This window comes from Chryseobacterium sp. PTM-20240506 (assembly GCF_048296755.1).
Taxonomy (GTDB): Bacteria; Bacteroidota; Bacteroidia; order Flavobacteriales; family Weeksellaceae; genus Chryseobacterium; species Chryseobacterium proteolyticum.
The window spans coordinates 4,789,695-4,812,035 of the sequence record NZ_CP182581.1 but is presented as its reverse complement, the minus strand read 5'-3'; the positions used below and the strand labels follow the sequence as shown (position 1 = coordinate 4,812,035).

Annotated in this window: 14 protein-coding genes; 2 read left to right on the top strand and 12 right to left on the bottom strand. The window is 35.8% G+C overall.

What is annotated here, in order from left to right:
• Positions 1 to 35: 35 nt before the first annotated feature.
• Positions 36 to 1,232: a glycine C-acetyltransferase gene (kbl, locus tag ACNFU2_RS21535; protein ID WP_172277525.1), complete on the bottom strand. Its 1,197-nt coding sequence runs from the start codon at positions 1,230 to 1,232 to the stop codon at positions 36 to 38.
• A 160-nt stretch (positions 1,233 to 1,392) separates the two neighbouring features.
• On the opposite strand from kbl, the gene ACNFU2_RS21530 reads away from it, so the two are divergent.
• Entirely contained in the window at positions 1,393 to 2,262 is an 870-nt protein-coding gene (locus ACNFU2_RS21530; RefSeq protein ID WP_418123114.1) for a cupin-like domain-containing protein, read from the top strand.
• A gap of 168 nt (positions 2,263 to 2,430) precedes the next feature.
• On the opposite strand, the gene ACNFU2_RS21525 is transcribed toward ACNFU2_RS21530, so the two are convergent.
• The 10 genes from ACNFU2_RS21525 to priA form a co-directional block, all read right to left on the bottom strand.
• Positions 2,431 to 3,006, bottom strand: a complete 576-nt coding sequence (locus tag ACNFU2_RS21525) for a dihydrofolate reductase family protein (protein ID WP_418123112.1) — start codon at positions 3,004 to 3,006, stop codon at positions 2,431 to 2,433.
• 476 nt (positions 3,007 to 3,482) lie between these two features.
• Positions 3,483 to 3,875, bottom strand: a complete 393-nt coding sequence (locus ACNFU2_RS21520; protein ID WP_418123110.1) for a hypothetical protein — start codon at positions 3,873 to 3,875, stop codon at positions 3,483 to 3,485.
• A complete protein-coding gene (locus ACNFU2_RS21515) occupies positions 3,875 to 4,954 on the bottom strand; it encodes an RHS repeat-associated core domain-containing protein (protein ID WP_418123109.1) in 1,080 nt (359 codons plus the stop codon). The genes ACNFU2_RS21520 and ACNFU2_RS21515 overlap by 1 nt, the downstream gene beginning before the upstream one ends.
• Positions 4,955 to 5,223: 269 nt before the next feature.
• Positions 5,224 to 5,757: a hypothetical protein gene (locus tag ACNFU2_RS21510; protein ID WP_345987751.1), complete on the bottom strand. Its 534-nt coding sequence runs from the start codon at positions 5,755 to 5,757 to the stop codon at positions 5,224 to 5,226.
• Positions 5,754 to 9,224, bottom strand: a complete 3,471-nt coding sequence (locus ACNFU2_RS21505; RefSeq protein WP_418123107.1) for a DUF6443 domain-containing protein — start codon at positions 9,222 to 9,224, stop codon at positions 5,754 to 5,756. Before ACNFU2_RS21505 ends, ACNFU2_RS21510 begins: the two co-directional genes overlap by 4 nt.
• Positions 9,225 to 9,230: 6 nt before the next feature.
• Positions 9,231 to 12,494, bottom strand: coding sequence for a hypothetical protein (locus tag ACNFU2_RS21500; RefSeq protein WP_418123106.1), 3,264 nt, complete (start codon positions 12,492 to 12,494; stop codon positions 9,231 to 9,233).
• A gap of 8 nt (positions 12,495 to 12,502) precedes the next feature.
• Entirely contained in the window at positions 12,503 to 14,128 is a 1,626-nt protein-coding gene (locus ACNFU2_RS21495; protein ID WP_418123104.1) for a T9SS type A sorting domain-containing protein, read from the bottom strand.
• A 242-nt stretch (positions 14,129 to 14,370) separates the two neighbouring features.
• The gene (locus ACNFU2_RS21490) at positions 14,371 to 16,299 is read right to left on the bottom strand and encodes a M1 family aminopeptidase (RefSeq protein ID WP_418123103.1); all 1,929 of its coding nucleotides are present in this window, start codon (positions 16,297 to 16,299) and stop codon (positions 14,371 to 14,373) included.
• 84 nt (positions 16,300 to 16,383) lie between these two features.
• Entirely contained in the window at positions 16,384 to 17,856 is a 1,473-nt protein-coding gene (gene dacB, locus ACNFU2_RS21485; protein ID WP_273647425.1) for a D-alanyl-D-alanine carboxypeptidase/D-alanyl-D-alanine-endopeptidase, read from the bottom strand.
• Between the two features lie 162 nt (positions 17,857 to 18,018).
• Positions 18,019 to 20,466 carry a replication restart helicase PriA gene (gene priA, locus ACNFU2_RS21480; protein WP_418123101.1) on the bottom strand — a complete coding sequence of 816 codons (2,448 nt, stop codon included), beginning with the start codon at positions 20,464 to 20,466 and terminating at the stop codon, positions 18,019 to 18,021.
• A 104-nt stretch (positions 20,467 to 20,570) separates the two neighbouring features.
• Between priA and ACNFU2_RS21475 the strand changes: the two genes are divergently transcribed.
• Positions 20,571 to 21,320 carry a sulfite exporter TauE/SafE family protein gene (locus ACNFU2_RS21475; protein ID WP_418123099.1) on the top strand — a complete coding sequence of 250 codons (750 nt, stop codon included), beginning with the start codon at positions 20,571 to 20,573 and terminating at the stop codon, positions 21,318 to 21,320.
• Here the strand turns inward: ACNFU2_RS21475 and ACNFU2_RS21470 are convergent.
• The gene (locus ACNFU2_RS21470) at positions 21,317 to 22,228 is read right to left on the bottom strand and encodes an AEC family transporter (protein ID WP_418123097.1); all 912 of its coding nucleotides are present in this window, start codon (positions 22,226 to 22,228) and stop codon (positions 21,317 to 21,319) included. The genes ACNFU2_RS21475 and ACNFU2_RS21470 overlap by 4 nt on opposite strands.
• Between the last annotated feature and the right edge of the window lie 113 nt (positions 22,229 to 22,341).

The following is a 22,341-nucleotide window of genomic DNA, read 5'->3' as shown; positions in this document are numbered from 1 at the left end:
AATCCCAAGTTTTCAATTCTTATTTTTTAATATTTTTAAGAGATCACACTAAGCTCTTTCCCCACTTTTTCAAAAGCAGCAATAGCTTTATCCAGATGTTCTCTGGTGTGAGCAGCAGAAAGCTGAACCCTGATTCTTGCCTTTCCTTTAGGAACTACAGGATAGAAGAAACCAATTACGTAAATTCCCTCGTCCATAAGTTTCTCTGCCATTTTCTGAGCCAATGGCGCATCATAAAGCATTACCGGAACGATCGCAGCATCTCCGTCAGGAATATCGAAACCTTTAGCTTTCATTTCTCTTCTGAAGTATTCTGCATTTTCCATCACCTGATCACGAAGTGATGTGTCAGCAGAGATCATATCCAACACCTTCAATGCTGCACCTACAATACCCGGAGCTAATGAATTGGAAAACAGATAAGGGCGGGAACGTTGTCTCAGCATATCGATAATCTCTTTTTTACCCGAAGTGAATCCTCCTAAAGCTCCACCCAGTGCCTTTCCTAAGGTTGAGGTGATAATATCTACCCGACCCATTACTTCATTCGCTTCATGTGTTCCACGACCTGTTTTTCCAATAAAACCAGTTGCGTGAGAGTCATCTACCATTACCAAAGCACCATATTTATCCGCAAGATCACATACACCCTTCAGGTTAGCTACAATACCGTCCATAGAGAAAACCCCGTCGGTAACAATGATCGTAAAGCGGTGATTTTTTTCAGAAGCTGCTTTCAGCTGAGCTTCGAGATCCTCCATATTATTGTTTTTATAACGGTATCTTGCCGCTTTACAAAGACGAACCCCGTCAATAATTGATGCGTGGTTCAGTTCATCTGAAATAATAGCATCCTCCTCGGTGAAAAGCGGTTCAAAAACACCACCGTTAGCATCAAAACATGCTGCATACAAGATCGTATCTTCCAATCCTAAAAACTGAGCGATCTTCTCTTCCAGCTGCTTATGAATATCCTGGGTTCCACAGATAAAACGAACGGATGACATTCCATATCCGTGAGAAGCGATCATATCCTGGGATGCTTTCATCACTTCAGGATTATTGGAAAGTCCCAGATAATTATTAGCACAGAAGTTCAGCAACTTTTTACCGTTAGCTTCTATTTCCGCACTCTGTTGGGAAGTAATGATTCTTTCTCTCTTATAAAGCCCGTCGTTTTCAATATTTTTAAGCTCGTTCTGTAAATTTTGAAGATATTTTTCAGAGATCATTTTTAGTAATTTTTTAGATGCGCTAATTTAGTAAAAAGGCGGTAAACTATCCTCTTTTATGATTCTTATTCTAAAAAAATGAGCAGAAACATTCATTTTAACAACTAGTCTACTAATTTAGTAGGATAATAATTTTATATTTGTCCTTTAAATTCTAAAAATGAAGTTATCATCTGTACAAAAAGTTAGGAATATACCATCAATAAATTTTCTGAATCTCTACATGAAACCTCGCCTTCCGGTTATAATCGAAGAATTTGCAGATCCAGAAAGCCCGGCTTTTAAAAAGTGGAGCTATGATTATTTTAAAGAAATAGCAGGTAATCATAAGGTCAATATTTATGGCAGTGACCTTGAATCTTTGGATAGGGTTGCGAGTAAACCTATTGCTCAGAGCCATTTTTCTGAATATCTGGACCTGATCAGCACAAAACCAACAGAACACAGGCTTTTTCTTTTTAACCTGCTCACTATAAAACCTGAAATGAAAAGTGATATCCACTATAATGATGTTACCAATGGAAAAATTCTAAAGTGGCTTCCCTTTATGTTTTTTGGTGGTAAAGGCTCCATTACCAGAAGCCACGTTGATATTGATATGTCCCATGTTTTCATCACCCAGTTTCAAGGCATTAAAAAGATATGGCTATTTCCCTGGGAACAATCCAGTCTGATGTACAAATTACCTTATAACTTTCACAGCTTAGCTAATATTAAGGAACCCGATTATCAAGAATTTCCTGCTTTAAAGTATCTAAACGGTTACGAAGCCGTTATCCATCCCGGAGAAACACTTTACATCCCTTCCGGATGGTGGCACTATATCCAATATGAAACAGAAGGATATTCCGTCTCTGTCAGAGCTCTTCCTTCCAGCTGGCTCGAAAAATGGAGAGGATTTAAAAATCTGGTCATGATCAGGCATTTCGATAACGCTATGCGAAATTTATTTAAAGAAAAATGGTTCGAATTTAAAGTAAGGAAAGCCCACAGGAAAGCAAAAAGAGCAGTTGCAAGGATTCTGAAATAACAAAAAAAGACTGTCTCAAAATATCATTTTGAGCGAATATATGATGAAGGATATAAAATATTTGTTCTTATGATATTTTCCGTCACGCTTAAATTGAGAAAAGATAATTATCTGAATTTTGAGACAGTTTTATTATTTCCGTATCCAACTTTTCTATTTTTCAATAAATTATTGATTTTCCCTAACCGGAAGATATTTATTAAATATTTTTCCACTTTTAAGAGCAAGAGAACTTTCCAGTTTTAAAACTTTCCGGCCATTAAAAATAGGAAGACCTTTTCCAATTGCCACCGGATTCACAACAATATAATATTCATCAACAAGATCCTGATCGATCAGCGAGCTTACAAAATCAGCGCCTCCATACACAAGGATATCTTTTCCCTCCTCCTTTTTAAGAGCTTCTACTGAAGTTATAAGATCATTATTATCTACTTCCAGATTTCTGCCGGCTATATTGTTTTCTGTCCGGCTAAAAGCAATTTTACGCATATTAACGATCAGTTTTGCTAAATGGTTGGTAGGATGATCCGGCATATTATCTGCCACGTTTTCCCAGTGATCAATGAATGGTCGTGTCATTTTCCTTCCCAGTAAAAGTGTGTCACTGCTCTCAGCAAGATCAACGATTTTCTGAAATCCCACCTCATCCGGCGGGCTTAGCCATACCCAATCCTGCTCGCCCTCCGGTCCGGCTACAAAACCATCGATAGTCATCTGCATCTGTAATTTTAATTTTCTCATAGTAATTGTTTATGGTGATTGTGTTAGTGTAAGTTGTTATTCAATGTATTACAAATTTAGTGTTTTTCTGAAGTAAGAGAGTTGTCATTTTTAAAACGTAATAAAATTAGTTTTTTAAATAACATAGATTTTGCTAAGCATCTTAAAGAGGTAGAATAAAAAGATGTCGCAGGAAGGCATAGCTAAGCTGGGAGGTGTTAACGGTGCTGTCATTGGTAGATATAAGCGCGGGAAGTAAAACCATCGATTGAGATGGCCACGCAGCTGGCAGAAGCCCTGGAAGTATCCCTAAATTATCTCGTAGGATACGGATATTTTACTGGATAAAAATATTGTCTCTAAAATTTAAGATATCCAAAAACTAAAAGAGAACGAAAGACAACATATCTTCGCTCTTCTGGATGCGTTCTTAAAACAAACGAAGCTGCAAAGCATTATGTAAAACCAAAGCCACTCGTTTGAGTGGCTTTGGCATTTCAATGACTACTTATTATTGTTTCTTTTGTCGCATCATCTAATTTGTATGATATCCCATTGTTGCCATATCTCCAAAATTCTAACCTATAATCTGTATACAAAGTATCATTTTTATTTACTATAAATGCATACTCATAATAGCTATCATCTGGATTAACATTATTATTTACAGTTTCTATTTCTTCTTTTATCAGTAAAAGTTTCTTCGAGATTTTTTTAGAATTAATTGAAACTGTATATATATTAGGATTCTTATTAAAAAAAGGCTTTAAATTAGAACCAAAAATTTCTCCATCATCATTTTTGGTATTATCATGTTTGTATATAAGAACTTCCTTAGAGGTACAAGATAAAACTATCATTGTAACTAATAATAAAAATATTCTGTTCATTATGGCGTTTTTTTCTTAGTTGATGTTACACTTTCTACGGTATAAGGTATTATACCATAATTTGTTCTTTTATCTTCACCTAATTTAACATTCATTTGATTTGCAACACCTGTAGTATATGCTTCCTCCTTATTTTTAAATGATAAATCTCTTCCATCCGGAGTAATCATTGATTTATCTCCCTTGGTTGATACATCTTTTTTTCTATTAGAATATTCACTGTCGTTAAATTTATTGTATCCATGAATTAACTCATGTCCTAATCGAGAGGCAGGACTATTGTACCCTTTATTATCTTCTGTGGTTGGTTTTGTGGCGTCTTTTCTAAAGGATATGCCCTCAGATGGATTAAAATTTATTGAATTTGTAGAAGGATTAAATTCATTACTTTTTCCACTTTCAGTTTGTTCGTTTATGGTTACCGTATTTTTAGAATCATTTATTAATGAATCCATAAGATTGACTGTCTTAGCATTATCACCTTCGCCAATAGTAACATTAAGCGCACCTGAAGAATATAACTTATCCAATGCTTGATAAGTATTTCTATCAAACTCATTTTCAATTTTACTATAATCTCGGTCTTTTTGATATGAATAAACATTATCACCAAATCTAATATCTCTCCCATCCGGATCAATGAAAAGAATTGGATTATTAACAGCATAATTATACGGACTTTGTCTTCTATGTTTCTCCGCCAGTGGATCTATTACACCCCATCTTCCAATATCCGGCATATAAAACCTTGCCCAGTAATCATACATTCCCGTCTCTTGCAATTCCTTTCCATTGTACTTGTAATTCTTATAGGCACTTGGGCTAAAAAAAGAGAATCCCGTTTTTAAATGGTTCATTCCAAATGGATAATAATCATTAGCATCTGTAGTCTCAAGAGCGCCTGTGCTGTTTCTTGCGAAACTTATCCGTACATTTCCTAAATGATCTTTATACTGGTAAATATACTGATCTTTTCCATAATCATAAAATCCTTCTGCGGTTGGGAAAAACTGAAGCTCAGGATTCTTTGCCCCTAAACCGGGAACAACATTTAAAGTCTCTGCAGAATAAGCCTCCATTTCCAAAGCCTTGCTCGTTTCCAGTAGACACTACTGTCGGTATCTTTTGGGAGAGATAGAAGAGGTAAATATTTTTAAAGATCCTGCAATGCTCACCGTTTTAATGACATCGAAAAACTTGACCCTGAAAATAAAAAGCATTTGCTCTCTTTTGTAGCTGGGTTTATTCAAGCTTTGAAAATTAAAAATATTGCGGCATTATAATAAAGAACCCACCGCAAAGCGGTGGGTTCTTTATTATTGCTCGCGGATTTGTATCCGCGAGCAAGTTATTTTTTATAGGGCTTTCCTAAATATTCTTTTGGAGGCTTTATAATTGGTAAATTATATTCTTTAATGGGATAAAAATACTTTCTTAAATCTCCTTTTGCAATCAATTCTAGATGGTTTAAATCTTTTATCTTATACATTACTCCTTTTTGATAATCATTACCATTATAATGACTTAAATTTTTATCAAAATCATTCTTCTTCAAACTATTAGGCTGTTGTATAATTTGAAACATAGGATGATAGGGTTTTGTAACAATTATTTTACAGCAATTTGTATAAAATGTGCCTTCTTTTTTTATCATAAAAGAAGGCTTTATAACATTCTCATATTTTACAGACATTATAATTAGTGTATCATATCTATTTAATACATAAAAAATTCCGTCAGTTTTTGAGATTTCTTGATGGATAATATCAGTACTCTGTAAAACTTTATTATAAACTTCGTCAGATGTAAAGTAGGGATTTTTTACTTCTTTTTTACAAGAATATAATAATACAGACATTAGCATTAATACTATTATTTTCATTTTCTTAATGTCTTTAAATTAATTTTACTATTAATGGGCATTGGTTTATTTACACCAGGCCTACCTGGATAAAATTTAGCCGATGTTTCATTGTAATAATTGTATTCCCAAAGATGTTTATCTTGCTGTGAATACAGAAAATGTCTTGGATAATTTCTATTTTTTGCAAATTCAGAATCAATCCAGGCAGCAGAACCATAGTCACCCTCTGTCATACTATTAACAGGAGTGGGAAAAGTTACACTTCCAGGATGGGTGTGGATCTCGAAAGATAATTTAGATATACCTTGATATAGAACGCTGTTAGGTGTCGTATCTTCAGAGTGCCCTGTCCAAAGAGCATAAGTCATAGTTTTTCCCGTATTGTATCCCGCAAGTCCCCATTCAACATTAGAATTGTTGGCAGCAAATAAAAATACATTAGATGCATCAGAAGCATCAGTAGTACGAGCTCTGTTCACTCCTAAAGGAAAAGCTTTTCGGCTTCCAGTATAATGCATTGTATTATCTGGGATACCTCCTGTTGCTAAGTCTCCGATAATAGAACTATCCGACGCTTTTGCTTTTGCTACAGTAACGCTCTTGGAGTTATCAACTTTTCCGTTTTTATCTGTAGCATATAAAGTGTCTGAGTTATCATTTGTTTCCCGTATAAGTCTAACCTGTCCATTTTGTAATAATTTATAATCATTTTTCACATCCATACCATCCGGATCGTAGTTGGCAATAGGATCGTTCATTACATAATTATAAGGACTATATGAGTGAAATTTCTCCGCCAACGGATCAATAACACCCCATCTACCAATCTCCGGCATATACATCCTTGCCCCATAGTCATACATCCCCGTCTCCTGCAACTCCTTGCCGTTGTACTTATATTGATAAGCTGGATTTCCAGCTAAACCATTATATCCTTCATGTTTCAACCCAAACGGATAATAATTATTTTCTTCAATAACCTCTATCCCTGTTGTACCCTTCTGATAACTCAATCTTATATTTCCTAAGTGATCTGTATAGTTGTAAATGTACTTATTTTTTACAAAATCATAATAACCTTCTGAAGTGGGAATAAACTGTAGTATAGGACTAGGAGGAGTACAGCCCGTACATATTTCTCCGTTTACTAAGTTATATTGAAAGCCATCTAAATATTCTGTTTGGTTTATTCCTATTACCAAACTCCCTGACAAACTCTTTTTAAGTTTCACTCCATCTGCTCGATAAAGATAACTATTTGTTGTACTGAATTTACCTATTCCGTTTGTTATACTATTGGGTAAGTTCAGATAATTATATCCAATCTTGGTAATGTCCTTATCCTTATGGCTTGTCATATTCCCATTATTATCATAAGTAATTTCATTTGGAGTTGCAAAATAAGGATATCCTGATGAATTCTGAGAAGCTTCTGCGACTTTTGATAATCTGTTTCCAGTGTATGAATACGTAAGATTATCTATCTGCATGGCAAGGCCATTGGTTGTGTTTTTTGTATTTCTGTATAATCGTGTAATATTTCCATTTAAATCATATTCCGAAGATTCCCCGAAATGATTTTCCTGTGGTACTGTACTATTAGGTTCAGAATAATGTCCGTAATTAAGTCTGTTTAAAGTATCATAGGAATAAGAATATCGTCTTAATACGCTATCTACAGAAGTTTTCCAGTCTACTTCTGCAATATTTCCATTGTATCTTGAAATAGCAAATAACGTATTAACTGGATTATTATACCTAACCTCGTACCCAAAAAATTTTCCATTGAGATTTGAAGGATCGTTAATTTTAGTCATCCAACCTCGGATATTGTATTTATAATCCACCTGCTGCAATGGAGTTGTAGTATTTACTCCTCCAACCTTTTTCCATTCTAACTGGGAAATCTCATTGTATTTGTTCTGGGTCAAATACTCAATGGTTCCGGTACCTACTTGATGGGTGTGGGTTAAAAGTCTGTTTTGATTATCATAAGTAAATACTTCTCTTATCGATCTTTCCGTATCTGTGGCTAACCTTTTATGCCTTACTAAAGTTTGCTTAGCTATTCCCGAAAAGTTAAGATCCGAACTGGTCCTGGTAAATCCACCTAAATAATTAATTGAATGAGTACTGATTACTCTCCCTTTATTGTCATAATAGGTATAGTTCTTTGTCCAGTTGTCGTCTTCTATATTCTTCACCAAACTCATTACAGGAAAACCTTTTGTACTTATGTTACTTCCCGTAGCATTATCCGTTAGAACTGGTTGGGCAAAAACATTAGCCGGAAAAGCAGGATTAAAACTGTATAATGGATAAGTATCATAGTAATTTACACTTAAAACCTTATCTAAAGTAGTAGGATATACGGTATTACCATAATAAATTGTCATTCCACTATTGGTAAAGCCTGTTGTATTACGTTCTTCATTAGAAGGTTGCCCTTGATCAATATAATAATCTGTACTATATTGAACCTGTCCTCTACTAAATTGAGCGCCTATAGCAGCAATACCTGTATATAAAACCCTTGAGAATTTATCATATTTAGTAAAGAGCCAGTTTCCTGAAGGCTTCATATTAGCATCTTGAGTCATGACTAACCGGTCTGCTTTATCATAGACCATAAATTCCCAACCTTTGCCCGGCAGTTTTTTCTCAACCAGCCTACTTTTTCCATCATATCGATATTGGTAACAGAAATTATTTAATGCTGTATCATCTGGTGTAGCTGGGGAGCCTGGAGGAATAACAAATGCTAATTGATCGTATTCATTATATACATAATAAGTATCTGCATTTTCAGTAGAGCTAATGACTTTTCGAACCAACACAACTTGTCCCCTTCCATTTTTGAATTCTATGGTCTTATTTCCATCCTCATCGGTAACAGTATTTTTATAAAGTGTATTCGGTAAAAAATACTCAAGCAACTCAAGAGTTGTTACAGTCATTTTTCCTGCAGGATCCCATATCGTTGTGGGTTCATATTTTCTAACATAATCCTCATGGATATTGGCATCATATTGAAACCTTACAGGTTTATCATTCCACGCTGTTCCTACTTGTTTTTGTTCAAGAAGTCTGTCCAAAGGAGAGTTTTCCAATGTCTTTTCAGCATAGATCTTCTCTTGTCCGTAAGGAGTATTTATTACATTGGCTAAAGGATTTGAAACAATACCTCCGTTTAAGGTCTGTCCCTGTGGGATAGGTAAATAATCCTTTACCTGTCTCCCAAATCCATCGTATTCAATAGGAGTAACTACATCTTTTCCTATTGGAGATGCTTTTATATTTATAATCTGCTTGGGTCTTCCAAGCCCATCAAAATACTGAACGGTTTCTGAGGTTTTGGTGGCTACATTGCTGGTATTATAATCAAGAATGGTCTTTGAATATACATAGTTTTCCGTTGGAGAAAGTTGGGCATGAACCATACCCGTTATTAGCAAAGCTCCTATTGGAATTATTATTTTTTTCATCGTGTGTTAGTTTTTGTAATTGTACTTGAATTCTTTTACCAAACTACCTGTTTTAGAATCCTGTCTTATTTCCTTTAATCTATTGGCCGTATCATAGATATAAACTTCCCGGATTCCTGATGGAGGAGTAATGCTGGTAACTCCGATTAAAGGATCGTAAGTATACGTGGAAATTTGATATGCAGACAATCCGGAGTTCTTTCTGAAATTATCCAAGGCTGTGATTAAGGCAGGTTCATTAGCTGGATTAGCAGCGTCCTGATCCGAAGCATCTACTATCGCTGCAATCAGTCCTAAGCTTACCAATTGAGCATAAGTGGCCCCTTGTACTTTGGCAATAGGCTTGGTATTATTATATCCCCAAACGATAGCTGTAGGAATTCCGTCTTTGGTGGTGTATTGCAGGATATTTCCTTTAGAATCGTATCTATCGTAAGTGACTTCTGTAAGCCCTGGAGACGAAAGATTGGAAATATCATAAGAAAGTACAGACATGGGTAAGGCTAATCCTGATGTTTTAGTATTCGCTTCAGTCTGTGTTTTTGGATAAATCGTTTCCACTTTGGATATAATTTTAGTATTATTTCCAACGGTTTTACTCGTAGTCGTTTCCAGCGGAATGCCTATCATATTTTTATCTATCATGAACTGATTACCTTTTTCGTAGGCATATTGATAGTTTGTTTCATTATTTATTGCATCTGAAAAAGTAACTTTTTGTTTTATTGGACTTAAATGTTTATAAGTAGGATCATAAAAAAAATCGGTACGTTCTGAAAGCATCTGATTATTAAAATAGGTTTTTGATGATGTACTCTTTTGTTTTACCCAAGCTGAAGTAATCTGATAACGGTCTGTAAAAAAATTGGCTTTATAGGTAGATGGATAACCTGTTACGGCCATTGTTAATATATAATTTTGAATTAAAATCATGTAGGGCATGATAACTACTTCAGGATAATTGGGGCTATAATCATTAGAAAATTGATTAAAATAAGTATCATAATCATATTCCGTATCGATGCTTTTGAGAAGAACGTTGGAGGAATTATAATATTCTTTTTTGCTTAATAATCCCAACTTAAATTTGTTATCAAAGTAGGTAAACATGGAAGCGGAGTTACTAATTGGATTTTGGCCATTGATGTTTGAATAAGTATCAACAATTTTGTAACTTTCATCTTTTCCTACATATTCAGTTTCAACTTTATTATACACTACAGGTTTACCGTTTATAGTACTTGTGTTAAATTTCCCCGTGTTGCTTATAATTGATACAGAACAAACTGTACTACTTAAATCATTTGCATTCCTTTTTACTGGTGAAGAATAGGTGTAATCAATATTATCCCCTACATATAGACCTGTTGACTTTCCGTTTTCATCTTTATATTTATATTGAACACTACTTGCTACAAGTCCTTTTTCATCTCTTTTTGTGATTTTTTTTATTCTTAGGCCTCCTACACTAACATTTCCTTTTTTTATTTCCGTACTTTTTTCAGACCATGATAGTACAATAGTAGCAATGTAATTATCTAAATTAATTGGAAACTCACTTGGTCTTTTGACTTTTCTAATTCTTACTCTATACAATGGTTTTTTGTCTACCAAAGCAGTACCTGTACCTGTAAATGTAAAACTTGTCAGAACTACATTATTTGCATCAAGAAGATCAGCCACAAAGTGAGACCCTTGAGGGAGCATATCCGAAGTATTGGGTGGATTCACCTCACTTTCAAAATTAGTTTCGAATAGGATTTTATTATCGAAAGGGCTTACAACTTTACTTAAATCAACCTGAAATTCAGCGTATCCAGGCACATCGCTCCATGTTCCACCATTTTTTTTATCAAATTTAACAATTTGTTTTTCAGCATAATAATCGTCGTTTTCATATTCAATTTCCATACTTCCACCAGTAGGGTACTGGATCTTTTGTAAGCTTCCTGAAATAGCATATTGAATATTAGGTTCTTTATTATCCGGATAACCATATACAGATCCTTTATAATATGTATTTGGGACACCTCTATTAGATTCGCTGCCATTATAAAATCCAAGATCATCTGTTGCATCTGAAAATCTGTTAGGTAGATTATACTGCTCATAATAGAATAGCTTATATTTTGATCCGTCATTGGCGTTTATGACTTCTTTTAATTTTAGCCTTTTTGATAGGGAAGCATCCTGCGGATTGGATCCCCAGTTTCCATTATCCGTAAAGTATTCCTTTATTAAATTGAATTTTGAAACAAGATTAGTTCCATTTTTGACAATTATTTCATTTAAGGACAGTCCATTAACAATGTCCTGTCTATCACTAGAATAAATAAATTCTACCCGTTCATTTCCAAATTCGATATTGTCTAAAACATCTTCGCGAAAAACATAAGTAGTGGTTACATATTCTCTGTATACAGTACTCTCAATTATGTTTTGGCAATTCTCAGAAATTTCAAACCTTTTATTATTGTTGCTTAAATAATCATATTGAGTTTTTGAATAATTAAATTTGATCTCTTTTCCCGATGGAAGCTGAATTTTATCAACTTTATAATCTGTGGTTATTAGTCTGTAATCTTCTGTTTCAGGAATTGACCCGCCAAGACTACGGGTTTGATTAGCAGGAGAAAATAAGTACTTTATACCTTGATCATCTGTAATTTCAAATAAGCCTCCTTGTAATGTAATTTTAATATTATTGTAAGGTACCTGAATTACCTGACCGGTACTACTTAAATAAAATTCACCAGAAAACTTACCAATGGAATAAGTATATATATCCGGTTGAGAGTCATATTTCTTTTTTGCTGTATTATCTGGTTTTAGAGGATCAAAGCCAGTAATATTTGCGGCAATATTATTATCCGCTTCATTCCCGTTAGGATCGAATGAAGATGGATTTATATATGGAATCCATCCTCGGTCATCTTGTCCAAATATCTGTTTAGAAAGGGAAATCCCACCCGTACTTAATGACCAGCCTAAACCTACCTTTGTAGAAATTTCTTTTACCCTTATTCCTGACATGTGATATTTTAAATCAATTGGAAGCTGATATTCACCAGTATTTATTGTATAAATTGGGATATCTACTCCTGCTGTACCTGTGAAAGTCGCATTTGGAATATCTGTAAATTTAGATAATTGGCTTGCATCAGGTGTTTTTTGAGTAATTTCAAATTTATTTATATTGGATGTTGATAATTGAGCAGATCCCGATATTATTATTAAAGTCAGTAATGAACTTAATATATACTTTCTCATTGTAATCTTTATTTCTTAATTAATTTAGCATTAGCCGTTTTACTAGTATCCGTCTTGATCACCACTAGGTAAGCTCCCTGTATCAACGGCTGTGCATTAATCTTCGTTACCTTATTCTTGGTTTTTAGATTCTGAAGCTGTCTTCCTCCCATATCATACATAGTAATATCCGCTTCCCTGAAATCAAAGCCTATTTCTACATAAGCATAATCTGATACCGGATTCGGATAGATCTTGATATCCTGTTTTTCAATTAACTGATCCAGTTGTTTATCTCCCAGCTTCACAATCTTCCAGTTCTCCTTCCCTAGTTCCTCTGCACTGGTTCCTGCTAAAATGATGGAGCCATCCCTGTTCAGTTTAATATCTGATAATCTCTCCTCTCTCTTTCTGGATTCTCCCTTCACATGCTTTCTCCACTGTTCATTTCCATTAGCATCCAAATACAGTATCCAGAATGTTTCATCATCTGTTTCTATTCTTCCTTCTGCCTGAGTATATCCACCCAACAATATTCCTTTAGTTGAGGGTTGAGAGTTGTCAGTTGATAGCTGATTTAGGGCAGTCATACCCATCAAAACATCCCTGTTTTTGAAATTGTAGGATTTTTGCCACTGTTCATCTCCTCTTTCATTTAAAGAAACCAACCACAAATCTGTTCCTTCTTCTATTCCTACCGTCTTGTTTCCGGATCTCTCACTTCTTGATTCTCCTCCGATGATATACCCGTTTGACGTTAAAGCCAGTGTTCTTAGATGATCATCTCCTTTTCCTCCCAGGTTCTTTTCCCATTCTACCTTTCCTTCTTTGTTTAGTTTTACGATCCAGTAATCTCCTTCACCAAAGTTTTCAGTGGTTTTTGCATAGCGGGATACGGAACCTGAGGTTCCTGTAGCTGAGTTTTGATTCCCGGAATCGGAAACACGAAACTCAGAGCTTCTTGAATAGATTCCCAGAAGTGCTCCACCGTCTCTTGTGGGTATCATCTTTTCCACTTCGTCTAATCCTCTTCCCCCTAAAATAAGTTGTGAAAGTTCTTTTCCGTTTTTATCAAGTCTGATCACCAGGATATCTTTTGAACCATAGCCTTTGGATGCATTCTGAACATTTCCGGCTACAACAAGTCCTAAATCTGTGGTTTGGATAACTGATCTGGCTTCTTCATCAGCACTTGTTCCCAAAGTCTTTTGCCACAATTCATCTCCAAATTCATTAATTCTAATGAGCCATATATCTGATCCTCCTTTGGAGTCATCTTTTTTATCTATTCCCTTTCCGGAATATGAGGTTCCTGAAATTAGAAAGCCTCCTTCCTGGGTTGCTACGGTAGAAGACAAATAATCATGATTGTTTCCTGAGAAATACTTTTCCCAAACCTGATCTCCCTGTTGGTTGAGTTTCACCAAATGAAAGTCGTAGCCATTGTTTTGCTGGGTATTGCTTCCTGCATCTTTCTTCTGGTTTCCTGCTTGTATGACACTTCCTGTTATCAGATACTGCTGATCGATTGTTGTGGTTACCTGGCTTAGGAAATCCTGGGTTGAGGATTTGATATCTTTTTGCCAAACCACTTCCTGGGCTGATAACCCGGAAATAATGCACATAGAAAGTACACTCAAGTAGAGTTTTTTCATGCCTTGTGTTTAATTGTTAAATTCATTTTTTATAATTGCCGCAAAAGTAATCTTTTTTATCTCACAACGAAAAGACTTATCTAAAATTTTTGACTTCATCTTTTTCATTTGTACAAAGTTAGCTTTGAATTGCGACAAAACCCGTCGCTTAAAAAAGTTTATAATCTGATTCCACATAAAAAACCGGTTTATTCCAAGTATTTTAGAATAAACCGGTTTCTTGATAATGCTGATATAAAAAATTATTCTTTGACAAATTTCACATTTCTATCATCGATTTTAAAGATATATACTCCGGGAATAAGCTCAGCAATATGGATAGACTTTCCGGGTTGATATTTTCCGGATCTTATCAATTTACCGTCTATGGAATAGATGACAAATTCTGCTGATTTTTCCATTCCTTTGAGATAAAGTTCATTTTTAGCCGGATTTGGATATAGTGCAAACTGATCTTTCTCAATATTTTCAACGCTCAGGCTATTATCTTTTGCTACAGTAGAATTTCTTTCCAAAATCTGGTATTCATAATTGAACTGAACATTGGCAATCGGGAACGGTACCGGTTCTACAAAATATTGATTATTTGAGGTATTGTTTAAAGTAAGATAAGCGACCTGTCCTGCTGTTCCGTTTACCTTTATCGGAAGAGGCATTTCATAAAAGCTTACGGAAGAATTACTTTGAGTCTGGCTAACTTTAATCGTAATGGTTTGATTAGAAGACTCCCTCCATCTGATATCATAGGTAGGATACCCTTCACCATACACCCAATCACTGAAAAATCCCGAAAAATCCTTACCGGTAGATTGTAGTAAAGAAGCCGTAAGATCTGCTGTTTTTGCGTAGCTGTAGGCTAAGTTGGGTCTGGAATGATATTCCTGAATTGCCTGATAAAAAGCAGCGTCTCCTAAGATCCATTTTAGCATTCTCAGAATATAGCCTCCTTTCGCATAAGATAATCTTCCACTGAAAATAGCCCCCTGATTCCCTAGGTTAGCATCAGCAACATAAGTGCTTCCTCCTGGCGAACTGGTAATATAATCTTTCTGACCTGATAAGTAATTCATAAATTCAGGTTGGGTCATCAGTAACTTTTCATTGGCAAGATGCTCCCCGAATGTGGCAAATCCTTCATTCAGCCAGATATCATTCCACGAACCACACGTTACTTTATCCCCAAACCATTGGTGAGCCAGCTCATGAGCTATTACACTTTTTCCCCAGGAACTCATTGAAGACATCGTCTGATGCTCCATACACACACCTCCGTACTGAAACTCCATATGTCCATACTTCTCATTACGGAAAGGATAAAGACCGAAATAAGTTTCAAAAGTGTTCATGATCTGTTTGGTCCATTCTATATTGGACATTACTGCCGTATTATTTACAGTTGTAGGATATACATAATTTACAAAAGGGAAAGGTGGATTTCCCATAGTATCATTAAGCTTAACAAAATTAGTGATAGCAAGGGCTACTAAATATGCACTGGTTGGGTACATTGTTCTCCAGAATGTCAGCTTTTTATTATTCGGAAGTGCTGTCTCAGACATCAGCTTTCCATTGGCAGCTACGTTATACTGATTTGGTGTTGTAATTTTAAAATCAAAACGGTCAATTTTATCATTTAAACTTTGTTTTGTCGGAAACCAATCCTGCGCGCCATAAGGTTCACTAAGGGTTGAGAGAATAAGCTCCCCGTTTTGGGAACCGGTGGAAAAAGCATTATTTGCCGTATCCGGCGGGCCTGCATACTGTATTGTTAATGAATCAAGCACATTCGCAGGAAGAGAAGATGGGAAGTCTATTTTCACTTCTTTCGTCGGTAATTGCTGAAAGGTCAAATTATTTCCATGGTATTTCACTTGTGAAACCGTTAAGGTATTGGCCAAATCAAAATAGATACTGCTCATACTCTGATTAGGTTTAAAATGTGATGTTACCGAACCGGAGATATTGTAAACTGCAGGATCCAGGCTTACATCCATCCTTTGGTATTGCAGATCATAGTTTAATGTATGGGGATTGATGTTGGGTGCCGTCATCTTTTGGGCAAAAGCTTTCATCTCTTTTGCTATTAATCCCTTCATTTCAATATTTTGATTCTGACTATGCAATGATCCAAATGAAATAATGCATAAAACTACAAGATAAAGTTTTTTCATTTTTATTTTTATAATAATGACCAAAGATAAAAAAAACCTTCTAATCATTGATTAAAAGGTTCTTATGATATTAAATAAATATTTTTAAAGGTCTAATGCCGGTTCCAGCAGCCTTTCCATTCTTTTCTTCACCATATCCACAGATCCTGCATAGTTGTTAACCATCAGCGAGAACACAAGGGTCTTCCCGGAATTGGTCTTCATATACCCTGCCAGAGTTTTTACTTTATTTAAAGTTCCTGTCTTAGCAAATATCTGTCCGTTTCCTGTTCCGATAAACATTCTCTTTAATGTTCCCGATTGTCCTCCTACAGGAAGTGAAGTCAGGTAAGCTTTATAATACTTTTCATCCATTAATGAAGTTAAAAACTTCGCCTGTGAAATAGGAGTGACGGTATTGCTTCTTGAAAGCCCACTTCCGTCCATATAGTTTAAACCATTGATATCAAAAGCATTTTCTTTCAAGTGAGTTGTTACAACAATTCTTCCTGATTCTGAAGTCTGATCTCCCAGTTTCTGGAATCCTACTGTTTTTAACAGTGCTTCTGCTAAAGAATTATCGCTATGCTGGTTGGTGTAATAAATAATATCGCTCAAAGTCGGAGATTTGTATGCTGAAATCAGCTTTCTGCTCTCCGGCATAGGATCTGTCATTTTCGGAGTAACTTTTCCACTAACTGCAATTCCACTTTTCACCATGGTCGCCCTTAAAGTATTGGCAAGATATGCCGGGGCATCAGGTAGCTTAGTGGTAAGAACACCATCTCCTTCATATTTATCCGCATATACCATCTGATTGGCATAAGGAGATACATAAAAATACTTTTTCTCAGTAGAGAAATTACCTGATTTCTTTACAATCAGTTTTTCATTAGCCGGATTAATCTCACGGGTGGTTCCAACCGGTAAATAATAGTTGTTATTTTCCAACCAAACAACATTTTCCGGAAGTCTTGAAATATTACCTTTGAAAAGCGCTGTCTGGATGATAATATCACCATTTACCCTTTTGATTCCTTCGTGAGAGATTCCACTAAGAAAATCTGAAACAATCTCTCTATAGGATAACGCTCCGCCTTTGTTTGTTCCAAGCGATGGATCCCCGCTTCCTACGACATAAAGATTACCATTTAAAACCCCGTTTTCATCTATACTTCCTGAGTATTCCAGCTGAGTCATCCAACGATAGTTTTCTCCCAACAGATTCAAAGCTGTTTCTGTGGTCAAAAGTTTTGTTGTAGAAGCAGGAACCAAAGGAGTGTTTTCATTGTATGAAGAAATTACTTTCTTTGTTTTCGGGTCGTACACTACAAATCCCCACGATGCATTTTTCAGCACAGGATCGGAAACCAGAGTGTTTACATTAATATCTACGAGTTCTTTAGCCGACAGGATTGTTTTCTCCACAACAGAAGTTATAGGAGAAGGTAAGTTTAAATTCGTTTTCTGATTGTCATAAGCCTGAGAGTAAAGAACGGTAGAAACGGTAGATTGAGCAAGGAAAAACCCAGAAGCCAGTACCGCCACGCTTGAAATATATTTTCTGAAATTTACCATCTATCTTAGTTTTGTTTCTATGTCTGGAAACCATAAAAAACGATTCATAATAATCATCCAATAAAGGCACCAAACAATTAATCAACGACCAAAAGTAGAAAATATTGTTAGAAATCAGACCATTATAGTCTGATAAAAGGCTATAAAATTTGTTAAAAATTGTTAAAAATCAACGAAAACGTCTTTTTTGATGCTCTGATAAGCAGTTATTTCATCAAAATCTTTTAAACTTAGCAAAACCTGCTCTTTGTATTTTTCATAGTTTTTTCCACGGGGAAGTTTCAGTAATATCTGGAACTGATACAGATTATTAATCCTTGCAATCTGAGACCTTTCCGGACCTAAAACACATTCTTCCGGAAGGTATTTTCTTAGAACAGAACCCAGAAACTGGGAAGCCCTGTTTACTTTATCTTCTCTCCTGTGTTTCAGCTCAATCATAATAAGCTTTGTAAAAGGCGGATAATGGAATTTCTGGCGCTCTTTTAAAAAATAGTAGTAGATCTTGGAAACCTTATTCATTTTGATCAGCTGAAAGACTGAATGTTCAGGATTAAATGTTTGAATATAGATTTTTCCTTTTCCAGACACCCGTCCTGCCCTTCCCGCAACCTGGGTAATCAGCTGGAAGGCCCTTTCTTCAGCTCTGAAGTCCTGTACATATAATAAAGAATCCGCTTTAGGAATAGCGACCAGTTCAATATGATCGAAATCCAATCCTTTTGAAATCATCTGTGTGCCCACTACAATATCAGTTTCCCTGTCTTCAATCTTTTCATAAAGTTTTTCATAGGCAAATTTTTTCCGCATGGAATCGACATCCATACGATCTACCTCGTTTTCAGGAAATAATTTGGAAACTTCTTCATGAATCTGTTCAACACCAACTCCTCTTTCATTCAGATTCTCTGAATGGCATTTCGGGCATACTTTAGGCCTGGAAGCCCGTTGTCCGCAATAATGGCATTTCATTTCATTCGCAGCCTTATGATATGTCATTACCACATCACAATTGGAACAATAATTAACATATCCACAGGATTCACATTCCAGAACATTGGCATAACCACGGCGGTTATGAAGTATAATAGCCTGATTCCGCTCTTCCAGTACTTTTTTTATTTCATCGATCAGTTGTAACGAAAAATTTCCTGAAACTTTTTTAGAATCCTGAGCTTCTTTAAAATTTATAAGTTCAAATTCCGGCAGCTGAACATTTCCGAATCTTTCATTAAGGAAAACATATTTCATCTTCTCCTTACGGGCTAGATAATAGCTTTCCACGGAAGGAGTGGCAGAACCTAAAATCACACGGGCATCATAAAAATTACCAAATACCAGGGCAGAATCTTTTGCATTAAAATAAGGGGAAACCTCCCGTGCTTTATAAGCAGAATCATGCTCTTCATCTACAATGACCAACCCAAGATTCTGGTAGGGCAGAAACAGTGCATTTCTTGTTCCTATAAGGATTTGGATATCATTATTTTTGATTCTTCTCCAGACCTCTACTTTTTCAAAATCCGTTAGCTTCTGGTGATAGAAGCCCAATTTCCGACCGTATTTTTTTTCAAGCCTCTGCGTAATTTGTTTGGTAAGAGAAATTTCAGGAAGCAAAAACAAAACATTTTTGCCCTGCTGAACACACTCCTCTATCTTCTCTAAATAAATATGGGTTTTTCCCGATGAAGTCACCCCATGAAGCAATACATTTCTTCTTTCTTCAAAAGCTTCATCAACTGCCTCTTTTGCTTCTTTCTGAGCCTCGGAAAGCGCTTCTATTTCTTCTATTTCCCCATCATAACTTTCCAGCCTGTCTTTTTGCAGATAATATTCTTCGATGAAGTTTTTATCTACCAGAGGCTTTAAATGGGAATGCCCAAACACTCCATCTTCAAAAAGATCTGACTTTTTAATAAAAGTATCCGGATTCTCAGTCTGATGTGATAAGATGAGAAGAAAAAGATCCTTTTGCTTAGGTGCTTTGTTCAGTTTTCCGAGAATTACAGTAAGACTTTCATTGTTTAAAAGTTCTTCGTTGATCCTGACGTAAGCAACTTCTTTCGCTTTGTATTTTTCGCCAATCTTTTCATCAATTTCAATGTATTGCAGATCAATCAACGAATTGATTGTTTTTATAATATCTTTTTTAGGAATAAAAGCTTCAAGATCTGTAAGATTGATAAGTTGCCGGACTTCAAGTGCCTGAATGAGATACATTTCATTAACATCCAGATTTTCAAAATTAACTGTTACGTTCGGCTTTAATTTCAGATATGTTTCACTTTCAAGCTTTAATGAGGAAGGAAATGCAAAACGATAGATTTCACCCAAATTACAAAGGTAATAGGCAGAAAGCCAGTTCCAGAAACCGATCTGCTCCTGAGGCAAAATAGGAGATTCGTCCAGAATGCTAATGATTTCCCTTGGAATAAACCCTTCCGGTTCTGTATCATGAATTTCAAAAACAATTCCTGTGTAAATTTTTTTTCCACGAAACGGAACTAAAACCCTCATTCCGGTTTGTAGTAACGACATTAGTTCTTCAGGCACTTTGTAAGTAAAAGAACCTTTTAAATTTAATGGTAAAACAATTTGGGCGTATCGCAAGAGAAATGATTAAAGTGTAAAATTAAATCATTCTTCACAGAACTGCAATTTTTTATGAGTTGTTCGCCATTTTGTAACCTATATTTGTTATTCAATTTTGATTCATGGAAAATTATATCCTGCTTTTTTTTATTGGACTCCTGGCCGGAGCGATTAATGCAGCAGCTGGCGGTGGATCATTTATTACATTTCCCGCACTTGTATATGCCGGTGTTCCCCCGATTCAGGCCAATGCTTCAAGTACCGTTGCCCTGTTTCCGGGAAGCTTAGCCAGTGCATGGAAATTCAGAGAATATATTAAACCTTTCCCTGCTATTTCAATCGTAGCGATGATTATACTGACTCTGCTGGGAGGTTGTGCCGGAGGTCTGTTATTGCTATATACACCATCCAGTGGATTCAATCTGGTGGTTCCATGGTTGCTTCTGTTAGGTTCCATGGCTTTTGCATTTGGGAGGCAGGCCGGTAACTGGTTGAGAAAGAAAATGCATATAGGAGCGGGATTAGTACTGGGTGCTCAGTTTCTTTTAGGAATATATGGCGGTTACTTTGGCGGAGCCGTAGGAATAATGATGATGGCCGTTTGGGCGTTATTTGGTTTATCGGATATTAAAGTAATCAATGCCAATAAAACCCTGTTTACAGGAATTGCCAATGCGGTGGCTGTTGTACTTTTTATTTTTGCAGGGAAGGTTTACTGGCCGGAAACCTGCACCATGATGGTTGCCACAATTTCAGGAGGTTATTTTGGAGCTCATTTTACAAAAAAGCTGGATCCTGTAAAACTGCGTACAGGAATAGTTATCTTCAATTTCCTTATTACTGCGGTTTTTTTCGTCAAAACTTACTTTTAATTAAAAAATATCTCAATTATTCTATACCAGATAGCGGTTGTTAAGAATCCGACGATAATACTGAATCCGATGGTTAAATTCGTGAGTTTGGTATTCAGCCTGAACTGTTCGGCAATAATACTTGAAGTTACAAGAGTAGGCATTGCAGCTTCGAATATGGTAATTCTAGCAATATCTCCTTTAATGCCTGAAAGCAAAGCCAGTCCCAAAACAATCACCGGTGCCAGAATCAGCTTATACAGCATAGATACAGACATTTGGGGAATGAGTTTTTTCCAGCCATTAAATTTCAACTGTAACCCCACGGAAAACAAAGCTAATGGACTTACTGTCGCAGCTAATTTATCAAAGAAGGGCTCAGCAGCTGTAAAATCAATAAACTGAGAGAGGATCAGCGCGCTGATACATCCAATTAACGGAGGAAATGTGATCAGTCTTTTCAAAATGAATACAGCACTTACCTTCCCCGACCTGCTACCTCCTTTTACTGCGGCAATAATTCCCAAGGTAGAAAGACTGAAAAACATGGTCTGATCACAAATAATAGCAATGCTCAAAAGGCTTTCTCCATAAAAAGCACTTATTAAGGGAAAACCGATAAAGGAAGTATTGCTGTATCCGCTAATAAGCTCCATTGTACTTTGTGAACGCCTTGAATAACCTTTTTTCTTGCTATAAAACGACATAAACACAAAACTGAATACCGCAATAAGAAATGTCGCCACAATAGGAAAAAGCATTTCCAGTGTCCAGTGAACTTTAGGTAAATATTTAAATGAAACGGCAGGCAGGGCGAGATAAAGAATCCAGGTATTGATTCCTTTATGGGCATCCGGATGAATTGACTTGGTTGATCTGAATACCATTCCAGCCAAAATACATACCGCTATCAAAACAAAATTCACCATAATTGTGTCTAAATATGTTGCAAATGTAAGATTGATTTTTCAGCCGGACATAGAAATTGAATCGATTTTTAACCGAAAACTATGCATGGACTATCTTTTTCTCTGGATTTTAC

Bases quoted from the DNA above. Each gene is read 5' to 3' on its own strand.
- kbl (WP_172277525.1), bottom strand. From the start codon at position 1,232: ATGATCTCTGAAAAATATCTTCAAAATTTACAGAACGAGCTTAAAAAT.
- ACNFU2_RS21530 (WP_418123114.1), top strand. From the start codon at position 1,393: ATGAAGTTATCATCTGTACAAAAAGTTAGGAATATACCATCAATAAAT.
- ACNFU2_RS21525 (WP_418123112.1), bottom strand. From the start codon at position 3,006: ATGAGAAAATTAAAATTACAGATGCAGATGACTATCGATGGTTTTGTA.
- ACNFU2_RS21520 (WP_418123110.1), bottom strand. From the start codon at position 3,875: ATGAACAGAATATTTTTATTATTAGTTACAATGATAGTTTTATCTTGT.
- ACNFU2_RS21515 (WP_418123109.1), bottom strand. From the start codon at position 4,954: ATGGAGGCTTATTCTGCAGAGACTTTAAATGTTGTTCCCGGTTTAGGG.
- ACNFU2_RS21510 (WP_345987751.1), bottom strand. From the start codon at position 5,757: ATGAAAATAATAGTATTAATGCTAATGTCTGTATTATTATATTCTTGT.
- ACNFU2_RS21505 (WP_418123107.1), bottom strand. From the start codon at position 9,224: ATGAAAAAAATAATAATTCCAATAGGAGCTTTGCTAATAACGGGTATG.
- ACNFU2_RS21500 (WP_418123106.1), bottom strand. From the start codon at position 12,494: ATGAGAAAGTATATATTAAGTTCATTACTGACTTTAATAATAATATCG.
- ACNFU2_RS21495 (WP_418123104.1), bottom strand. From the start codon at position 14,128: ATGAAAAAACTCTACTTGAGTGTACTTTCTATGTGCATTATTTCCGGG.
- ACNFU2_RS21490 (WP_418123103.1), bottom strand. From the start codon at position 16,299: ATGAAAAAACTTTATCTTGTAGTTTTATGCATTATTTCATTTGGATCA.
- dacB (WP_273647425.1), bottom strand. From the start codon at position 17,856: ATGGTAAATTTCAGAAAATATATTTCAAGCGTGGCGGTACTGGCTTCT.
- ACNFU2_RS21475 (WP_418123099.1), top strand. From the start codon at position 20,571: ATGGAAAATTATATCCTGCTTTTTTTTATTGGACTCCTGGCCGGAGCG.
- ACNFU2_RS21470 (WP_418123097.1), bottom strand. From the start codon at position 22,228: ATGGTGAATTTTGTTTTGATAGCGGTATGTATTTTGGCTGGAATGGTA.